Below are 16,721 nucleotides of genomic sequence, written 5' to 3'. Positions count from 1 at the left end.
TAGGACAGCCCCAAAGCAAATTCCCCCTGGCCCCCCTTTTTCAAAGGGGGGAATCCGCATCGACGTCAGTCGTGGCGCAGCGCCGCGATCGGGTCCAGCCTGGCCGCCTGCCGCGCCGGATACACGCCGAAGCCCAGACCCACCGCGGCGCAGAACAGCGCCGACAGCAACACCGGGATCGGCGCCCACGCCACCTGCCAGCCGGCGAAGGCGGCGATCAGATACGCCAGCGCGACCCCGAACAACAACCCCAATGCCGCGCCCGACACGCAGATCACCGTCGCTTCGCGCAGGAACTGCGCGATCACGTCGCGCCGCCGCGCGCCGAGCGCGCGCAGCAGGCCGATCTCGCGCCGCCGCTCCAGCACGTTGGCGAGCATGATGTTCATGATGCCGATGCCGCCCACCAACAGGCTCACGCCGGCGATCGCGCCCATCACCACGCGGAAGATGCGCTGCGTTTTCTGATGCTGCTGGAACAATTGCTGCGGCACCACCAGGCGGAAGTCGGGCATGCCGGCGTGGCGCTGATTGAGCACGGTCGACAGCACCCGCGCGCCGGCGGCGAGTTGCGAGGGATCGCGCAAGCGCAGCACGAAGCGATCGACCTCGTCCTCCTGTGGCTGGAACTTGAAGCGCGCCCGCGCGCTGGCCAGCGGCAGATACACGCGGTTGCTCTCCAGCCCCAACTGCACGCCTTCGAACTGATCCTTGCTCAGGTCGCGATCGGCCAGCACGCCGACCACTTGCAGCCACACGTGGTTGACCTTCAGGTCCTGGCCGATGGGGTCCACGCCGGGAAACAGGTCCGCCGCCGCCTGATGGCCCAACACCGCGACCGCGGCCAGGGCGCGATCGTCGGCGTCGGTCAAGGCGCGGCCCTTGGCGATGCGCAGCGACGACAAGTCGAAATAGTCCGGGCTCACGCCGCTGGCCTGGGCATCGCTGCGGCCGGCGTCGCTGAAGACCGAATGGGTGCGGATCGGTTTCTCCGCGGCGTAGCGCTGCGCGCCGGGCACCACCGCCAGCGCGGCGTCCGCGTCGGCCAGGCTCAGGCCCAGGCTGCGCGCGCGGGTCTCGCGCAGGCTGTTTTCGTCCTGCGGCTTGGCCTCGGCGATCAGATTGTTGAGGCCCAGGCTTTCGACCAGGCGCAGCGCTTCGCGCCGGCTGCCTTCGCCGACCGCCTGCATCGCCACGATCGCGCCGACGCCGAAGATCATGCCGAGCAAGGTCAGCAGGGTGCGCAGACGCCGCCGCCACAGTTCCTCGACCGCTTCGCGCCAGATCGGCGGCAGCCAGCGCAAGGCGCGGCTCACGGACGCGCCGCCGGGGTCGCGCGCGCGGCCGGCTTGCTCGCGCCGGCGTCGTTGCCCGAGGGCTCCTTCGACGGCGCCGCGGTTTCGATCGCGCCGGCCTCGGCCAGCAAGACTTCATCGCCGGCGCGCAGGCCCGCCAGCACCTGCGAACGCGCCGGCCCGCGCACGCCGAGCTTGACCTCGCGGCGCAGGAAATCGCCGCCGTCGCGCACGCGCACGTAGTCGCGGCCGTCGTCGCTGTCGATCGCCACGTTGGCCACGCTCAAGGCGCGCGCGTCGAACAAAATCACCCGCGCCTGCAGCCGTTGCCCCGGCACCAGCTTGTAGCGCGCGATCGCCTCGGCCGGAATCGGCGCCTTCATGCTCAGATACTTCACCGGGCTTTCCTGGCTGCGCACCTTGGCCGCGCTGGCGACCCAGGACAGTTTGCTGACGATCTTCTGTTCGGGCCGGCCGACCGGAAACATCTCCACGGCGTTGCCGGCGTGGATGCCTTGCGCCTCGATCTGCGGCAGGCTCAGGTCCAGCTCCATCGACGAGGCGTCGGGCAGGCTGCCGTAGTCGAACCCCGCGCGCAGGGTTGCGCCGATGTTGGGTTTGTCGCCGGACCAGTTGCTCGCCAGCATCAGCACGCCGTCGTTGGGCGCGCGCAACTCCAGCGCGTCCAGGTCGGCCTGGCGAGTCTTGGCGGCGATGTCGAAGGTCGCGCGCTGCGCGTCGAGCACCGCCAGTTCCGCGCCGCCGCGCACGCCGGACTGGCCGCGCTGCCATTGCAGGGTCTCGCGTTTCTCGGTCAGAAAGCGCCGGTCCTGCACCGCGTCGAGCACTTCGTTGCGCGCCATCGTGCTCAGGTCGGCGTTGGCGTAGCGGTCGGCGATGCCCAACTGCACCGCGACCTGGGCCAGATCGACCGCGACCTTGCTCTGCGCGGTTTCCAGATCGCCCTGCTTGGCCGCGCGCGCGAGCAGATTGCGCTGCACGTCGATCAGGGTCTGGGCGAGTTCCTGCTTGCCTTGTTCGGCCGAGAAGCGTGCGATCAGGTCGCCTTTCCTGACCGCGCTGCCTTCGGGCAGCATCCACTCGACCTGACGCGCCGCCCAGTTGCGGCCGGGCACGTTGAGCGGCGTGGACTTGGCCGATTTGAGTTCGCCTTCGCCGCGCACGCTCAGCTGCAGCGGCGCCTGCGCCAGGGTTTCGGTGGCAGCGGGGGCGATGTCGCTTGAGCAGCCGCTCAGCCACAGCAGGGGCAGGAACCAACCGAAGAGGTTAATAACCACCGCCCGCATACGCCCAAGGCCACGACACCCCATCGCGCACAACCCGCCTCGATCGCCGCGCGCACCCACGCGCACCGCCGCAACCCGCGCGCCCAGCGCAAACCTCATCGCGCCGCACTCCCCGCCGACTTCGCCGCCACCGGTGCCGCGATCTCCACCCGCACCGCCTGCCCCGGACGCAGTGGCGCGCGCGGATCGTCGAGTTGCACGTCCAGATCCAGCACCGGCACCGGCTGCACCTGCGACTTGCTGCGCACCGCGCGGCCGACCGAGGCGATATGCCCGCGCAGCACGCTGCCGGCGCCGCCTTCGACCACGATACGCACCGGCGCGCCGACGCTGACCTTCTGCAGATCGCGCTCGGGCAGTTCGGCGCGCACCGCCAGCGTGCTCATGTCGGGAATCTCCGCCACGGTCTGGCCGACCCAGACTTGCGAGCCCACGTCGTATTTTTCGCCTTCGAAATTACTGCGATGCATCATCAGGCCGTCGCGCGGCGCGATCACGTTCAAGGCGCCGAGCGAGCGCTGCAGACGATCGACGTCGGCCTGCAGTTGCGCGCGCTCGGCCGCGAGCAGGCGGCGTTCCTGCCGGCGTTGTTCGGCCGACAATAGTTCGCGCCGCTGCGCCAGCGCCAACTTGCGTTCCATCTGCGCGCGCGCGACCACCAGCTTGCGGTATTCGATGCCGGCGATCAGTTCGGCCGGTTGCTGGGTCTTGCGCTGGGCCTTGTCCAAGGCCGCCTGCGCTTCGGACGTGGCCAGGCGCTCGCTGCGTTCGCGTTCGGCCAGTTCCAGGTCGAGTTTTTCCAGCTCGCTGTGTTTTTCCTTGAGCTGGCTTTGCTTTTCCGTGAGCTGCTTGATCACCTCACTGCTGTCGAAGCTGATCACCTGCTGGCCGCGCTTGACCGGCGCGCCGTCGGTGGCGAGCTGGGTGATGTTGAACTGCCACATGCGCTCCACGCTCGGCGGCATCAGCGCCGAGGTGCGCCGCGCATAGACCTCGCCGTCCACGCGCAGCGGCGCGGCCGCGGCCGGCAGGCTCGATGCCAGCAGCAACGCCGCCCACAGACGCGTCATCGCTGCGCTCCAGCGGCGGGCGCGGCGCTGGCGGCGGTCACCCGCACGCTCATGCCCGGCAACAGCGGCAGCCCGTGCCTGGGCGGCAGATCGATGTCGATGGTGAAGTAACGGCCTTCGCCCCATTCGGATTTGCGATCCGGCGCGCCGGCGATCGCGCCGATCGTCGCCTGCACGCGCTGGCGCGGCAGGGCGTCGAAACTCAGTTGCACGCGCTGGCCGACCCGCAGGCCGCGCCGGTCCGGTTCCAGCGCCCAGGCGCGCACCTGCATGCCGCCGCCGCTGCCGACCACTTCGCCGGCGCGGCTGCCGGGCATGGTCGAACTGCCTTCGTCGATGCGTCCACCGATCCAGTTGTTGTTGAATCCATGCAGGACCACGCCGTCGCGCTCGGCGCGCACTTCCGACTGGCGCAGCAGCGCGGCGTAGTAATCGCGCTGGATCACCAGCTTGTTCACTTCCAGCTGGCCGTCGCTGCGGCGCCGCGCGACCGCGGCGCGGGCGGTGTCGAGCAGTTCGTGCTTGAGCCGGTTTTCGCGCGTGGTCTTGTCCAGATCGCCCTGATGGCGGTCGTAGTCCAGTTGCGAGATCAGCGTGCGCGGAATCGCCGCCTCGATCTCCGCCGTGGCCAGCGCGGCCTGCGCTTCGGCCACCGCCACTTCGGCATCGACCGCCTTGACCTCGAGTTCGGCCAGTTCCTTCGCCGCCTTGGCCCGCGCCTGCTCGATCTTGGCTTCGAGTTCGGGAATCTGCGTGCCGGCCTGGCCCGGATCGATGCGCAGCACCACCTCGCCGGCCTTGACCGACTGGCCTTCGGGCACGAAATAGCGGATCGCCACCGGCGCTGTGTTGGATTGCGGCGTATAGATCACCTGCGCGCCGACCGAGCGCACCTCGCCGGTCAGCACCGCGGCGCAGGCCGCGCCCGCGAGCGCCGACAGCGCCGCGCCGACGGCGAGGGATGCGCCGACGCGCGCGCGCATGCGCTCAGGCCGCCGAGTCATGATCGACCTTGCCGTCGTGCAGGCGCACCTCGCGCGGCGCGCGCGCGGCGAGGTCGCGGTCGTGGGTCACCAGCACCACGGTCTGGCCGCCGCTGTGGACTTCGCCGATCAGATCGAGCACGTCGGCCGCGCTCTTGGAATCCAGGTTGCCGGTGGGCTCGTCGGCCAGCAGCAGCGCCGGCCGCAGCAGCAGGGCGCGGGCGATCGCCGCGCGTTGTTGTTGGCCGCCCGACAACTCGCTGGGGCGATGGCTGCTGCGATCGCCCAGGCCGACGCGGCCGAGCAGTTCATGCGCATGCGCGTGCGCGTCGGCCGGCGGTTCGCGATGAAAGCGCAGCGGCAGCAGCACGTTCTCCAGCACGCTCAGCCGCGGCAGCAGATGGAAGCTTTGGAAGACGAAGCCGATGCGGCGATTGCGGATGTCGCTGGCGGCCTCGTCGTCGAATTCGGCCACGTCGCGGCCTTCGATCAGATAGCGCCCGCGGGTGGGGCGGTCCAGGCAGCCGAGAATATTGAGCAGGCTGGATTTACCCGAGCCCGATGCGCCGGTGATGGCCACGAACTCGCCGGCGGCGATCTTCAGATCCACTCCGGCCAATGCGTTCACCGCCTGCCCATTCATCTCGTAGCGACGATGGACCGCATCCAATTCGATCATCGAAAACCAGGCCAGAATTCAAGGAAAGCACCACGACGGGCCCAAGCGGCGGCCGTCGAACCGTCATAGAGGAAGTGACCGCGCAAGCCGCGCGCAGGTTCCCGGCCCGACGCGCTCGCACGCCGTACCAGACAGCGCGCGTGGGTCCGTCGTCTGCGCGGTTTAGCTTACCGCGCAGACGACGCGCTCATTGACCGGCGATATAGAGCAAACGTCTTACACCCGGCGAACTGTGAACCCGTGCCGCAATTGCGATGTCAGTCATCGTTAGTTTAGGTATTGCGCTGATCGAAGGTTTTGCCGCACGGTGCCTCGCGAGGAATCGGCTGCGGAGCCCTTCCAGAGCTTCCGGTTCGCGCGGACGGGATCGTCCGCGGTCGGGACCATCAGGACAGCCGGCGCTATGTCCGTCGCCGCGCCTTGCGCGGACGGACCTATCCAGTACGACTCACCCGAGACCCACAACAGGGGATTCCGCCATGTTCCGCAAATTTTCGTTCTGCCTTGCCGTCGGTCTGGTCGTCCTGCTCACCGGTTGCGATCCGCCGCCGGCCCTGGACAACGTCACCCAGGCGCCGGCGCACATCGACCTGCAGGCCGATACGCCCTCCGCGCCGGGCGAAACCCAGGCCTGAACCGTATAAGCGTTGCCGGGCTGAGTTAAGCCCGAGTTCAACGCATCAGGCAGACTCTGAAATCCTACCCGGGGGGTCTGCCATGATCCGTAAACTCATAGTTCCATTAGTCGCAGCCGGCCTGTTGGCGGGTTGCGTGTCCGATTATTCCCTGCGCGGCGGAGGCGGCGGCGGTTCGTACTACTACGGCCGTCCCAGCGTCGACTACGGCGGCTACGGCGGTTACGCGCCCGGCTACGGGTACTACCCGTACGGCGAGTCCTATCGCTATCGCAACGGTGGTTACGGCTACTACGGCGGTTATCCGTACTACAACGGCTATCCGTACGGTTACGGCTACCCGCGCTACTACTACCCCAGCCGTCCGCACCGGCCGCCCAGCAATCCGAACCCGAACCCGAACCCGGGCTATCCGTCGCGGCCGTCCACGCGCGCCGACGGCGGCGTGTCCTGGCGCGACGCGCGTCCGATCGGCGGCGGCGCCTGGGCGCCGCGCAACGACAACCCGGCGATGCAGCAACCGCGCTCCATGCCGCAGCCGCGCTCGATGCCGCAACCGCGGATGTCGGCGCCCTCGGCACCGTCCGGACGCGCCGACGGTGGCCGCAGCTGGAAGGAATGGCGCAACGCCGAACGCTGAACAGTGACTTGCCGGCTGCCGGGGCTTGCCCCGGCAGTCGCCGGAATTGGAACGGGGCGCACTTGCGTTCGGGCCGGAGTGACCGCAATCTACCGCTACTGACCGCTTACGTCGTATTTGGACGTTTTCGGTAAGCACAGGCTTCTATGTCGGCGCCTGGCGAGGAATCACGGATCCCCCCTGTTCCGTCCCCGTCAGGCGTCGGCGCCCATTTCCCCGCGAGCGGGGCAAAACGAAAAAGCGCGCGTATCCACGCGCGCTTTTTCGTTTGAGATCAGTAAGTTGGTTGCGGGCCCCGCACATTGGCGAACGCCGTGGCGTGGCTGCTGCGCAGCCGCCCGGCGCGCAGCGCGCGGGCAATAAAAAGGGGCCGAATGTCCCCCGACATTCGGCCCCCCGGCTTCCCCCGCGAGCGCTTGGCCAGCCCCTGTTCCAATTCCAGCCGGCGTCTAGCGCCTGCCCCGCAAGGTGCATGAGTAGCTACGCATGAACCGTGCCAAGTGAGGCGGGCCGGGAATCGGGAATTGAGAATCGGGAACAGGTAAAGCGCGGCAGCGTGAGATCATGTCCCGTGAGCAATCGCGGCTTTACGCTGTTGATTCCCGATTCCCGATTCCCGATTCCCGATTCCCGATTCCCGGCCCCATGAGCGACTTCTACCAATACGACGTGATCGTGATCGGCGGCGGCCATGCCGGCACCGAAGCCGCGCTGGCCTCGGCGCGCGCCGGTGCGCGCACCTTGTTGCTGACGCATTCGGTCGAGACGGTCGGCGCCATGAGCTGCAATCCGGCCATCGGCGGTATCGGCAAGGGCCATCTGGTCAAGGAGATCGACGCGCTCGGCGGCGTCATGGCGCGCGCGGCCGACGCCGCCGGCATCCAGTGGCGGCGGCTCAACGCCAGCAAGGGCCCGGCGGTGCGCGCCACCCGCTGCCAGGCCGATCGCGCGCTGTACCGCGCCTTCATCCGCCGCGCGGTCGAAGCGCAGCCGGGACTGACGATGTTCCAGGCCGCGGTCGATGACATCGCCTTCGACAACGGCCGCGTGACCGGCGTGGTCACCCAGACCGGCCTGCGCTTCGACGCGCCGGCCGTGGTCCTGACCGCCGGCACCTTCCTCGCCGGCAAGGTCCACGTCGGCCAGACCACCTACGCCGCCGGCCGCGCCGGCGATCCGCCCGCGACCGCGCTGGCCGCGCGCCTGCGCGAAGGCCCGTTCGCGGTCGATCGCCTGAAGACCGGCACGCCGCCGCGCATCGACGGGCGCAGCCTGGACTACTCGGTGATGGAAGAGCAGCCGGGCGACGATCCGCGTCCGGTCATGTCCTTCATGGGCACGCGGGCCGACCATCCGCGTCAGGTCTCGTGCTGGATCACCCATACCAGCGAGCGCACCCACGAGATCATCCGCGGCGCGCTGGACCGCTCGCCGCTGTACACCGGCCAGATCGAAGGCATCGGCCCGCGCTACTGCCCCTCGATCGAGGACAAGGTGGTGCGCTTCGCGGAGAAGGCCAGCCACCAGATCTTCGTCGAGCCCGAGGGCCTGGACGTGGCCGAGATCTACCCGAACGGCATCTCGACCTCGCTGCCGTTCGACGTGCAGCTGGACCTGGTGCGTTCGATCCGCGGCTTCGAGAACGCCCACATCACCCGGCCGGGCTACGCCATCGAATACGACTTCTTCGATCCGCGCGGCCTCAAGACCACGCTGGAGACCAAGGCCGTGGCCGGTTTGTTCTTCGCCGGCCAGATCAACGGCACCACCGGTTACGAGGAAGCCGCGGCGCAAGGCCTGTTGGCCGGCGTCAACGCGGCGCGCTTCGTGCGCGGCGTGGACGGCTGGAGCCCGCGCCGCGACGAGGCCTACATCGGCGTGCTGGTCGATGATCTGATCACCCACGGCACCAGCGAGCCCTATCGCATGTTCACCTCGCGCGCCGAGTACCGGTTGCAGCTGCGCGAGGACAACGCCGATCTGCGCCTGACCCCGGTCGGGCGCGAGCTGGGACTGGTCGAGCAGGCGCGCTGGACGCACTTCGAGCGCAAGCGCGAGGCGGTCGAGCGCGAGAGCGCGCGCCTGGCGGGCGTGTGGGCGGCGCCGAACAACGCGCTCGGCCGCGAGATCGCGCAGACCCTGGGCATCGAGGTCAGCCGCGAATGCAGCGCGCGCGATCTGCTTAAGCGTCCGGAGATCGACTACGCCAAGCTGATGCAGGTGCCGTCGCTGGGTCCGGCCGTGGCGGAGGCCGAGGTCGCCGAGCAGGTCGAGATCGGCGTGAAGTACGCCGGGTATCTGGATCGTCAGCGCGATGAGATCGAGCGCCAGCAGCGCAACGAGAGCACGCCGATTCCGGACGGGTTCGACTACGCCGCGGTGCGCGGGTTGTCGCTGGAAGTGCAGCAGAAGCTGGAGCGCGTGCGGCCGCAGACCGTGGGCCAGGCGCAGCGCATTCCGGGCATGACGCCGGCGGCGATTTCGCTGCTGCTGGTGCATTTGACGCGGGCGCGGCGGGCGCGGGTGGCGTGATTTTCTTCGGGCGATGAGGGCGGTTCGGTTTCCGAAGTGTTTCGTCGCCGGAGCAAATCCCCCGCGCTGAGGTTTCGCGCGGCGATCTTTTTCGTCGGGCGCTGGCCCCCTTTTTCAAAGGGGGCGAATTGACGCGCTTGGTCGATGGTCAGGAGCTAGCTCGCTGTCGCTTTTGCTGTTCCCCCCTTTGAAAAAGGGGGGCAGGGGGGATTTGCTTCCACCGACGACAAACCCCAACCTCAATAAACCTTGCGATCCGTCTTAGCCGGCGGCGACCACTGATACAGCCAGGTTTCGCTCAGCGCGCCGCTGTCGTTCTTGAGGAACAGGCGCAAATCGATCTGCTCGGTCGAATCCCCCGGCGGCACCGCGTCGAACATCACCCGATAACCGTCGATTTCGTGCAACGGCCGGCAGGACACGGTTTCCAGCGTGCCCTTGCCGATCTGGATCACCGGCTCGACGGTGGCGTCGCGCCTGGCCAACGGCGCCAGCGATCCGCCGGCGAAATCCACCGCGAAGCGCTGGGAAAAATAATCGCGCTTGAAGCCGATGCGGCCGCCCAGGCCGGTGCGCGTGGAGACGCAATGGGCGAGCTTGGGCAACGCCGGCGGCTGCGCGCCCCAGTACAGGCGATAGCCGTACAGCAGCTCCTGCCCGGCCTGCGGTTTCTCGCGCGGGTTCCAGAACGCGACGATGTTGTCGAAGGTTTCGTCCAGGGTCGGAATCTCGACCAACTGCACCGAGCCCGCGCCCCAGCCTTGCTTGGGTTCGACCCACAGGCACGGGCGCTTGTCGTAGAACACGCCGTCGTCCTGGTAATGATCGAAGTTGCGGTCGCGCTGCAACAGGCCGAAGCCGCGCGGATTTTCGTCGCTGAACATGTTGAAGCGCAGGTGTTCGGGATTGCACAGCGGGCGCCAGATCCATTCACCGCCGCCGGTCCACATCGCCAAGCCGTCGGTGTCGTGGATTTCCGGGCGCCAGTCCCAGTCCATGCGGCGGTCGTTCTCGCCGGCCTGGTACATGCTGGTGCACGGGCCCAGGCCGAGGCGCTCGATGCTCTTGCGCGGGTACAGCGCGCAATCGATGTCCATCAGCAGCACCTCACCCGGCGTGATCGCGAAACGGTACGCGCCGGCGACGCTGGGCGAATCGAGCAGGCCGTACACCACCACGGTGTCGGAATCGGCCGACGGGCGTTCCAGCCAGTAGGCGATAAAGTCCGGGAACTCCTCCGCGTGACCGGTGCCGGTGTCGATCGCCAGACCGCGCGCGGACTGGCCGTACTGGCCTTCCACGCCGACCGCGCGGAAATAGCTCGCGCCCAGGAACGCGGCGAAATCGCGCTCGGGGTCCTTGCGGGTGTTGAGGCGGAAACCGGCGAAGCCCAGGTCGGCCGGCAATGGCTTGCCCTGGATGCCGCTGCGCGCGCGGTCGAACATTTCCGGGTCGTAGGCGATCTCGCGCGCCTGGCCGCCGGCGAGTTCGTACATGCGCACCGGCGATTTGAAGAACAGGCCCAGATGGAAGAACTGCGCCAGGAACTTGCCGTCGCCGCCACCCCACAGGGCGTGATCGCGGCGGAAGCGGATCGACTGGTACTGGTCCCAGTTCAACGCCGCCAGCGCCGGCGGCAGGGTGGTGCTGCGCTGCGCGTAGGCCTTCGAGGCCAGCGCGCGGGCCTGGCCCTTGAGGGTGGCGAAGTCGAACGGCTGCGCCGCGCCGAGCTGGGTCGCGGCCGGGCCGGTCAGGGCGAGCGCGGGCAAGGGCAGGCCGAAGGCGGCCAGGGCGCCGGCCGCGGATTTGAGGAACTGGCGTCGGATCATGGGGCCGGCGACGTCGTGGCAAGGGGGTTGAGCATGCTAGCCAATCCGGGTGCGATGGTGGTTAGGGCGGTGTCTAGGGCGGGGTGTGTGTCGCGGTTGCGGGCGCGGGCCCTCATCCGCCCTTCGGGCACCTTCTCCCGCATGCGGGAGAAGGGATGCGCTGTGTCTGCTCCCTCTCCCGCATGCGGGAGAAGGGATGCGCTGTGTTTGCTCCCTCTCCCGCTTGCGGGAGAAGGGATGCGCTGTGTTTGCTCCCTCTCCCGCTTGCGGGAGAGGGCCGGGGTGAGGGCACGCGCAACCTCGGCAAAAAAACACCCACCACCGAAGCCTCTTAGAATATCGCCCATGCTTCGACTCACCGACCTCCGCCTGCCGCTCGACCACCCGGCCAGCGCGCTTACCGACGCCATCCTCGCCCGCCTGGGCATCGCCGCGGCCGACCTGACCGGCTACACCATCGCCAAGCGCAGCTACGATGCGCGCAAGCGCGGCGGCATCGTGCTGATCTATTCGCTGGACGTGGACACGCCGCGCGAGGCGGAAATCCTCCAGCGCCTGGGCCCCGACGCGCCCGCCGCGCCGGCGCCCAAGGCCGGCAAGAACAACGGCAAGAACGCCGCCCCCGCCGATACCGGCAAGGTGCTGCCCACGCCCGACACCGCGTACAAATTCGTCGCCCGCGCGCCGGCCGCGCTGCCGCTGCGGCCGATCGTGATCGGCATGGGCCCGTGCGGCCTGTTCGCCGGCCTGATCCTGGCGCAGATGGGCTTCAAGCCGATCATCCTCGAACGCGGCAAGGCCGTGCGCGAACGCACCGTGGACACCTTCGGCCTGTGGCGCAAGCGCGTGCTCAATCCCGAGTCGAACGTGCAGTTCGGCGAAGGCGGCGCGGGCACGTTCTCCGACGGCAAGCTCTACAGCCAGATCAGCGACAAGCTGCATCACGGCCGCAAGGTGCTGACCGAATTCGTCCTGGCCGGCGCGCCGGAAGAAATCCTCTACGTCAGCAAGCCGCACATCGGCACCTTCCGCCTGGTGTCGATGGTCGAGAACATGCGCGCGACGATCGAATCGCTGGGCGGCGAAATCCGCTTCTCGCAGCGGGTCGAGGACGTGCTGATCGAAGACGGGCAACTACGCGGCGTGACGTTGGCCGACGGCGCGCAACTGCGCGCGGACCACGTCGTGTTCGCGGTCGGCCACAGCGCGCGCGACACCTTCACGATGCTGCACGAGCGCGGCGTGTTCATGGAGGCCAAGCCGTTCTCGATCGGGTTCCGCATCGAGCACCCGCAATCGCTGATCGACGCCGCGCGCTTCGGCCCGCAGGCCGGTCACGAGATTCTCGGCGCCGCCGATTACAAGCTGGTCCATCACTGCCGCAACGGCCGCTCGGTCTACAGCTTCTGCATGTGTCCGGGCGGCACCGTGGTCGCCGCCGCCAGCGAGCCCGGCCGCGTGGTCACCAACGGCATGAGCCAGTACTCGCGCAACGAACGCAACGCCAACGCGGCGATCGTGGTCGGCATCACCCCGGACGACTTCAAGCCCTATGACGACAGCGGCAGCCCGCTGGCCGGCATCGCCCTGCAGCGGCATTGGGAGGCGCAGGCCTTCGCCCTGGGCGGCGGCGAATACGAAGCGCCGGGCCAGCGCGTCGGCGATTTCCTCGCCGGCCGCGCATCGGCCGCGCTCGGCGCGGTGCAACCCTCATATACGCCGGGCGTGCGCCTGAGCGATCTGAGCGCGTCGCTGCCCGATTACGCGATCGCCGCGATCCGCGAAGCGCTGCCGGCCTTCGACAAGCAGATCAAGGGCTTCGCCATGGCCGATGCGATGCTCACCGGCGTGGAGACGCGCACGTCCTCGCCGCTGCGCATCACCCGCGGCGCCGACGGCCACAGCCTCAACACGCGCGGCCTGTTCCCGGCCGGCGAGGGCGCCGGTTATGCCGGCGGCATCCTGTCGGCGGCGGTGGACGGGATCAAGGCCGCCGAAGCGGTGGCGATGAGCCTCATGGCCGGCGCGACGCGCCCGGCGTAAACCGCGGCGCGCCCGCGCCGTCCGCCCCGCGCATCGCGTCGCCGCATGCCCTGACTTCCGGCCATGTCGCGGCGCCGCCACGCCACGTATGGTCGTGCCACATCCATGCAAAGGGAGTGGTCATGCGCCTATGGTTCTCGGCCGCGCTGTGCGCCGGCCTGTGTGTCGCGCCGTTGTCGTTCGCATCGGCGGCCGCGGCGACGGCGGTGTCCGAGGCGTCCAGGCCCGCCTCCGCGGCCGACGTCGCGATCTATGCGCAGACCTTGCTGGCCGACAGCGTCCCCGAGGGCGGGCCGGGCGTCGTGGTCCTGGTCGCGCGCGGCGATCAGGTGCTGTATCGCGGCGCGCGCGGGCTGGCCAACATCGAACTCGGCGTGCCGCTGGCGCCAGATCAAGTGTTCCGCCTGGGCTCGGTGACGAAACAATTCGCCGCGGCCGGAGTGATGAAACTGGTCGAGGCCGGCAAGGTCGGTCTCGACGATCCGCTGTCCAAATACGTCAAGGATTTCCCCAGCGGCGGTGCGATCAGCGTGCGCCAGTTGCTCAATCACACCTCCGGGGTGAAGAGCTACACCGGCATCGACGGCTACATGAACGAGTCGATCAAGCGCGATCTGAGCACTCAGGCGCTGATCGATGTGTTCAAGAACCTGCCGGTGGATTTCGCGCCGGGGCAGGGCTACGCCTACAACAACTCCGGCTATGTGCTGGTCGGCGCGGTGATCGAGGCGGCGAGCGGACAACGCTGGTACGACTATCTCGACCAGGCCCTGTTCAAGCCGCTGGGCCTGAAGCACACGCGCTACGGCGACGTGCACGCGCTGATTCCGGGCTACGTCGGCGGCTACACCCGCGGCGACGGCGGCAATGCGCCGATGAACTATCTCGACATGAGCCAGCCGCACGCGGCCGGCGCGCTGGTGTCCTCGCTCGACGATCTGCTGCGCTGGAACCTGGCCCTGCACAACGGCCAGGTGCTCAAGCCCGACAGCTATCGGGCGATGACCACGCCCGAAGGCAAGGCGCGCGAAGGCGGCTACGGCTACGGCATCGCCAAGGCCTATGCGCACGGCCACGGCGGTCTCGGCCACGGCGGCGGCATCTTCGGTTTCGCCACGTTCCTGCTCTATCTGCCCGACGGCAAGACCACGGTGGCGGTGCTGTCCAATTCCGATTCCGCGCTCAAGGACGGCGTCAATCCGGAAGGACTGGCGCGCAAGCTGGCCGCGGTCGCGCTCGGCGATCCGTATCCGGCGGTAATCGCCGTGCCGCTGGACGCGGCCACGCTCACGCAGGCCGAAGGCGTGTACCGCAAGAACCCGCAGCACGCCTGGGCCCTGCGGGTGGTCGATGGCGTGCTGACCCAGCAGCGCCTGGGCGGCTCGCGCATCGCGCTCACGCCGGTGGCGCGCGATACCTACGCCTATCTCAACGGCCTGTCGCGGCTGCAGTTGCAGCGCGACGGCCAGGGCACCGTCACCGCCATGCGTTACTTCGCCGACGGCATCGGCGAGAGCCAGCTGACCGCGCGCAGCGACGAGCCCTTGCCCAAGCCGTGACCCGTCGAGCGGGCCGTCCCGGCGCCTGAGGCGGCGCCGGCGCCGCGATGCCGGTCTCGCCGCGCGCAAGGATTCCCCATCATGCGCAGGCGGTGTGCGCAATCAGTCGCCCCCGCGCCGGCTTCGCGCTTCTATGCCCAATGGCAGGGGGCAAGCGCGGGCGCATGGTTAGGATGCTCAATCCAGTCCCGCGCGTCGCCGGAGTTCCGTCCATGCTTCGACCCTGCCTTGCCCTGCTGCCCCTGATGATCGCCGCGGCGCTGCCGCTGTCGGCCGCGCGCGCGCAAACCGCGGCGCCGCGCGATACGCCGTATCCGGGCACCTTGCAGCTGCAGGTCGATGCCACCGACATCGCCCGGCGCGTGCTGCACGCGCATCAGCGCATCCCGGTCCAGGCCGGGCCGCTGACCTTGCTGTTCCCGCAGTGGATCCAGGGCAATCACTCGCCGACCGGGCCGATCGACAAGCTCGCCGGCCTGCGCATCAGCGGCAACGGCCAGCCGATCGAATGGTCGCGCGATCCGCTCGACGTCTACGCCTTCAAGCTCGACGTGCCGCAGGGCGTGAGCGAGATCGAGCTGAACTTCGACATGCTCACCCCGACCGGCAACAACCAGGGCCGGGTGGTGATGACCGCGGACATGCTCAACGTGCAATGGAACCAGGTCGCGCTGTATCCGGCCGGTTACTACGCGCGCGGCATCCAGATCGCGCCGACCCTGAAATTGCCGGCCGGCTGGCAGGCCGGCACCGCGCTCGAACTGGAATCGCGCCAGGGCGACACCCTGCGTTATCGCGCGGTGCCGTTCGACACGTTGCTCGACTCGCCGGTTTACGCCGGCCGCTACTACAAGCAGATCGATCTCGACCCGGGCGCGAAAACCCCGGTGCGGCTCAACGTCGTCGCCGACGCGGCGAAGTTTCTCGAAGCCAAGCCCGAGCAGATCAAGCCGCATCGCGAACTGGTCGCGCAGGCCTACAAGCTGTTCGGCTCGCATCAATACGATCACTACGATTTCCTGTTCTCGCTGTCCGCGCAGATGGGCGGCAACGGCCTGGAGCACCACCGTTCCAGCGAGAACGGCGTGGACACGGATTACTTCACCGGCTGGGACGGCGCCAGCGTCACCGGCCGCGATCTGCTCGCGCACGAGTTCGTGCACTCGTGGAACGGCAAATACCGTCGTCCGGCCGGCATCACCGCCAGCAATTTCAATCAGCCGCTCAGCGACGGCCTGCTGTGGGTCTACGAAGGCCAGACCCAGTACTGGGGTTATGTGCTGACCGCGCGCGCCGGGTTGTGGAAGCCGGAGATGGCGCGCGAGGCGTTGGCGATGGTGGTGGCGCGCTACGCCGACGATCGCCCCGGCCTGGCCTGGCGTTCGATCCAGGACACCACCATGGACCCGGTGATCGCGATGCGCCGGCCGAAGTCGTACCAGAGCTATCAGCTCAGCGAGGACTACTACAGCGGCGGCCAGCTGGTCTGGCTCGCGGTCGATGCCAAGCTGCGCGCGCTGACCGGCGAGAAGCGGTCGCTCGACGATTTCGCCCGCGATTTCTTCGGCGGCGAGAACGGCGACTACGAGGTCAAGCCGTATGAATTCGAGGACGTGGTCGCGTCCTTGAACAAGGTCGCGCATTTCGACTGGGCCGCTTTCCTGCGCGAGCGCATCGGCGCCAAGGCCTCGCCGCTGGACGGCGTGGCGGCGAGCGGCTGGAAGCTGGTCTACACCGACACGCCGGGCGATTTCGTCAAATTCGCCGAGGCCGATCGCAAGTACACCGACCTGACCTATTCGCTGGGCCTGAATCTGGCCAGCGACGGCACCATCAACGCGGTGCGCTGGGACGGCCCGGCGTTCAACGCCGGCATCGCGCCGAGCAGCACCTTGATCGCGGTCAACGGCTATGCCGGCAACGGCGAACGGCTCAAGGACGCGGTGACCGCTGCGAAAGACGGGCAGCATCCGATCGAGCTGATCATCAAGAACGCCGACGTGATCAAGACCGTGCGCATCGATTACCGCGGCGGCTTGCGTTATCCCAAGCTGGAGCGGATCGAAGGCACGCCGGACCGTTTGTCGAAGATCTTCGCGCCGAAGTGAAACGCGGCGCGGCCACGATGATCGTCATCACCCCACCAGGA

At 68.5% G+C, this 16,721-nt stretch carries 12 protein-coding genes; 6 read left to right on the top strand and 6 right to left on the bottom strand.

Translation table 11 applies throughout. The features are described 5' to 3' along the window. Positions 1 to 65 precede the first annotated feature (65 nt). The 5 genes from J7J50_RS04160 to J7J50_RS04140 all read right to left on the bottom strand — a co-directional run bounded on the left by J7J50_RS04160 (position 66) and on the right by J7J50_RS04140 (position 5,334). Entirely contained in the window at positions 66 to 1,316 is a 1,251-nt protein-coding gene (locus J7J50_RS04160; RefSeq protein ID WP_343222431.1) for an ABC transporter permease, read from the bottom strand. Further along, the gene (locus J7J50_RS04155; RefSeq protein ID WP_215057747.1) at positions 1,313 to 2,593 is read right to left on the bottom strand and encodes a hypothetical protein; all 1,281 of its coding nucleotides are present in this window, start codon (positions 2,591 to 2,593) and stop codon (positions 1,313 to 1,315) included. Before J7J50_RS04155 ends, J7J50_RS04160 begins: the two co-directional genes overlap by 4 nt. 104 nt (positions 2,594 to 2,697) lie before the next feature. Beyond that, positions 2,698 to 3,672: an HlyD family efflux transporter periplasmic adaptor subunit gene (locus J7J50_RS04150; protein ID WP_215057748.1), complete on the bottom strand. Its 975-nt coding sequence runs from the start codon at positions 3,670 to 3,672 to the stop codon at positions 2,698 to 2,700. After that, positions 3,669 to 4,676, bottom strand: a complete 1,008-nt coding sequence (locus J7J50_RS04145; RefSeq protein ID WP_215057749.1) for an HlyD family secretion protein — start codon at positions 4,674 to 4,676, stop codon at positions 3,669 to 3,671. Before J7J50_RS04145 ends, J7J50_RS04150 begins: the two co-directional genes overlap by 4 nt. Continuing rightward, positions 4,660 to 5,334: an ABC transporter ATP-binding protein gene (locus J7J50_RS04140; protein ID WP_215057750.1), complete on the bottom strand. Its 675-nt coding sequence runs from the start codon at positions 5,332 to 5,334 to the stop codon at positions 4,660 to 4,662. Before J7J50_RS04140 ends, J7J50_RS04145 begins: the two co-directional genes overlap by 17 nt. Positions 5,335 to 5,813: 479 nt before the next feature. Between J7J50_RS04140 and J7J50_RS04135 the strand changes: the two genes are divergently transcribed. The 3 genes from J7J50_RS04135 to mnmG all read left to right on the top strand — a co-directional run bounded on the left by J7J50_RS04135 (position 5,814) and on the right by mnmG (position 9,141). Further along, the gene (locus tag J7J50_RS04135) at positions 5,814 to 5,969 is read left to right on the top strand and encodes a hypothetical protein (RefSeq protein WP_215057751.1); all 156 of its coding nucleotides are present in this window, start codon (positions 5,814 to 5,816) and stop codon (positions 5,967 to 5,969) included. A gap of 136 nt (positions 5,970 to 6,105) precedes the next feature. Further along, a complete protein-coding gene (locus tag J7J50_RS04130) occupies positions 6,106 to 6,609 on the top strand; it encodes a hypothetical protein (protein WP_215057752.1) in 504 nt (167 codons plus the stop codon). 645 nt (positions 6,610 to 7,254) lie between these two features. After that, positions 7,255 to 9,141 (top strand): tRNA uridine-5-carboxymethylaminomethyl(34) synthesis enzyme MnmG, encoded by a 1,887-nt coding sequence (mnmG, locus tag J7J50_RS04125; protein ID WP_215057753.1) that lies wholly within the window; start codon positions 7,255 to 7,257, stop codon positions 9,139 to 9,141. A gap of 239 nt (positions 9,142 to 9,380) precedes the next feature. On the opposite strand, the gene J7J50_RS04120 is transcribed toward mnmG, so the two are convergent. Beyond that, complete coding sequence (locus J7J50_RS04120) at positions 9,381 to 10,970, bottom strand: glucan biosynthesis protein D (protein WP_215057754.1); 1,590 nt, start codon at positions 10,968 to 10,970, stop codon at positions 9,381 to 9,383. Positions 10,971 to 11,315: 345 nt separating this feature from the next. Here J7J50_RS04120 and J7J50_RS04115 point away from each other — a divergent pair, with 345 nt between their 5' ends. From J7J50_RS04115 to J7J50_RS04105, 3 genes are all read left to right on the top strand, one after another. Next, positions 11,316 to 13,013 (top strand): NAD(P)/FAD-dependent oxidoreductase, encoded by a 1,698-nt coding sequence (locus tag J7J50_RS04115; RefSeq protein ID WP_215057755.1) that lies wholly within the window; start codon positions 11,316 to 11,318, stop codon positions 13,011 to 13,013. A gap of 122 nt (positions 13,014 to 13,135) precedes the next feature. Continuing rightward, positions 13,136 to 14,572: a serine hydrolase domain-containing protein gene (locus J7J50_RS04110; RefSeq protein WP_215057756.1), complete on the top strand. Its 1,437-nt coding sequence runs from the start codon at positions 13,136 to 13,138 to the stop codon at positions 14,570 to 14,572. 212 nt (positions 14,573 to 14,784) lie between these two features. Beyond that, positions 14,785 to 16,680, top strand: a complete 1,896-nt coding sequence (locus tag J7J50_RS04105; protein WP_215057757.1) for a hypothetical protein — start codon at positions 14,785 to 14,787, stop codon at positions 16,678 to 16,680. Positions 16,681 to 16,721: the final 41 nt, after the last annotated feature.

The organism is Lysobacter sp. ISL-50, from assembly GCF_018612875.1.
GTDB lineage: Bacteria > Pseudomonadota > Gammaproteobacteria > Xanthomonadales > Xanthomonadaceae > Lysobacter.
This window is presented reverse-complemented; position numbering and strand designations above follow the sequence as displayed.

What these genes read in the sequence shown, in the direction of transcription:
- J7J50_RS04150 (WP_215057748.1), bottom strand. Translation starts at nt 3,672, where the DNA reads ATGACGCGTCTGTGGGCGGCGTTGCTGCTGGCATCGAGCCTGCCGGCC.
- J7J50_RS04145 (WP_215057749.1), bottom strand. Translation starts at nt 4,676, where the DNA reads ATGACTCGGCGGCCTGAGCGCATGCGCGCGCGCGTCGGCGCATCCCTC.
- J7J50_RS04140 (WP_215057750.1), bottom strand. Translation starts at nt 5,334, where the DNA reads ATGATCGAATTGGATGCGGTCCATCGTCGCTACGAGATGAATGGGCAG.
- J7J50_RS04135 (WP_215057751.1), top strand. Translation starts at nt 5,814, where the DNA reads ATGTTCCGCAAATTTTCGTTCTGCCTTGCCGTCGGTCTGGTCGTCCTG.
- mnmG (WP_215057753.1), top strand. Translation starts at nt 7,255, where the DNA reads ATGAGCGACTTCTACCAATACGACGTGATCGTGATCGGCGGCGGCCAT.
- J7J50_RS04120 (WP_215057754.1), bottom strand. Translation starts at nt 10,970, where the DNA reads ATGATCCGACGCCAGTTCCTCAAATCCGCGGCCGGCGCCCTGGCCGCC.
- J7J50_RS04115 (WP_215057755.1), top strand. Translation starts at nt 11,316, where the DNA reads ATGCTTCGACTCACCGACCTCCGCCTGCCGCTCGACCACCCGGCCAGC.
- J7J50_RS04110 (WP_215057756.1), top strand. Translation starts at nt 13,136, where the DNA reads ATGCGCCTATGGTTCTCGGCCGCGCTGTGCGCCGGCCTGTGTGTCGCG.
- J7J50_RS04105 (WP_215057757.1), top strand. Translation starts at nt 14,785, where the DNA reads ATGCTTCGACCCTGCCTTGCCCTGCTGCCCCTGATGATCGCCGCGGCG.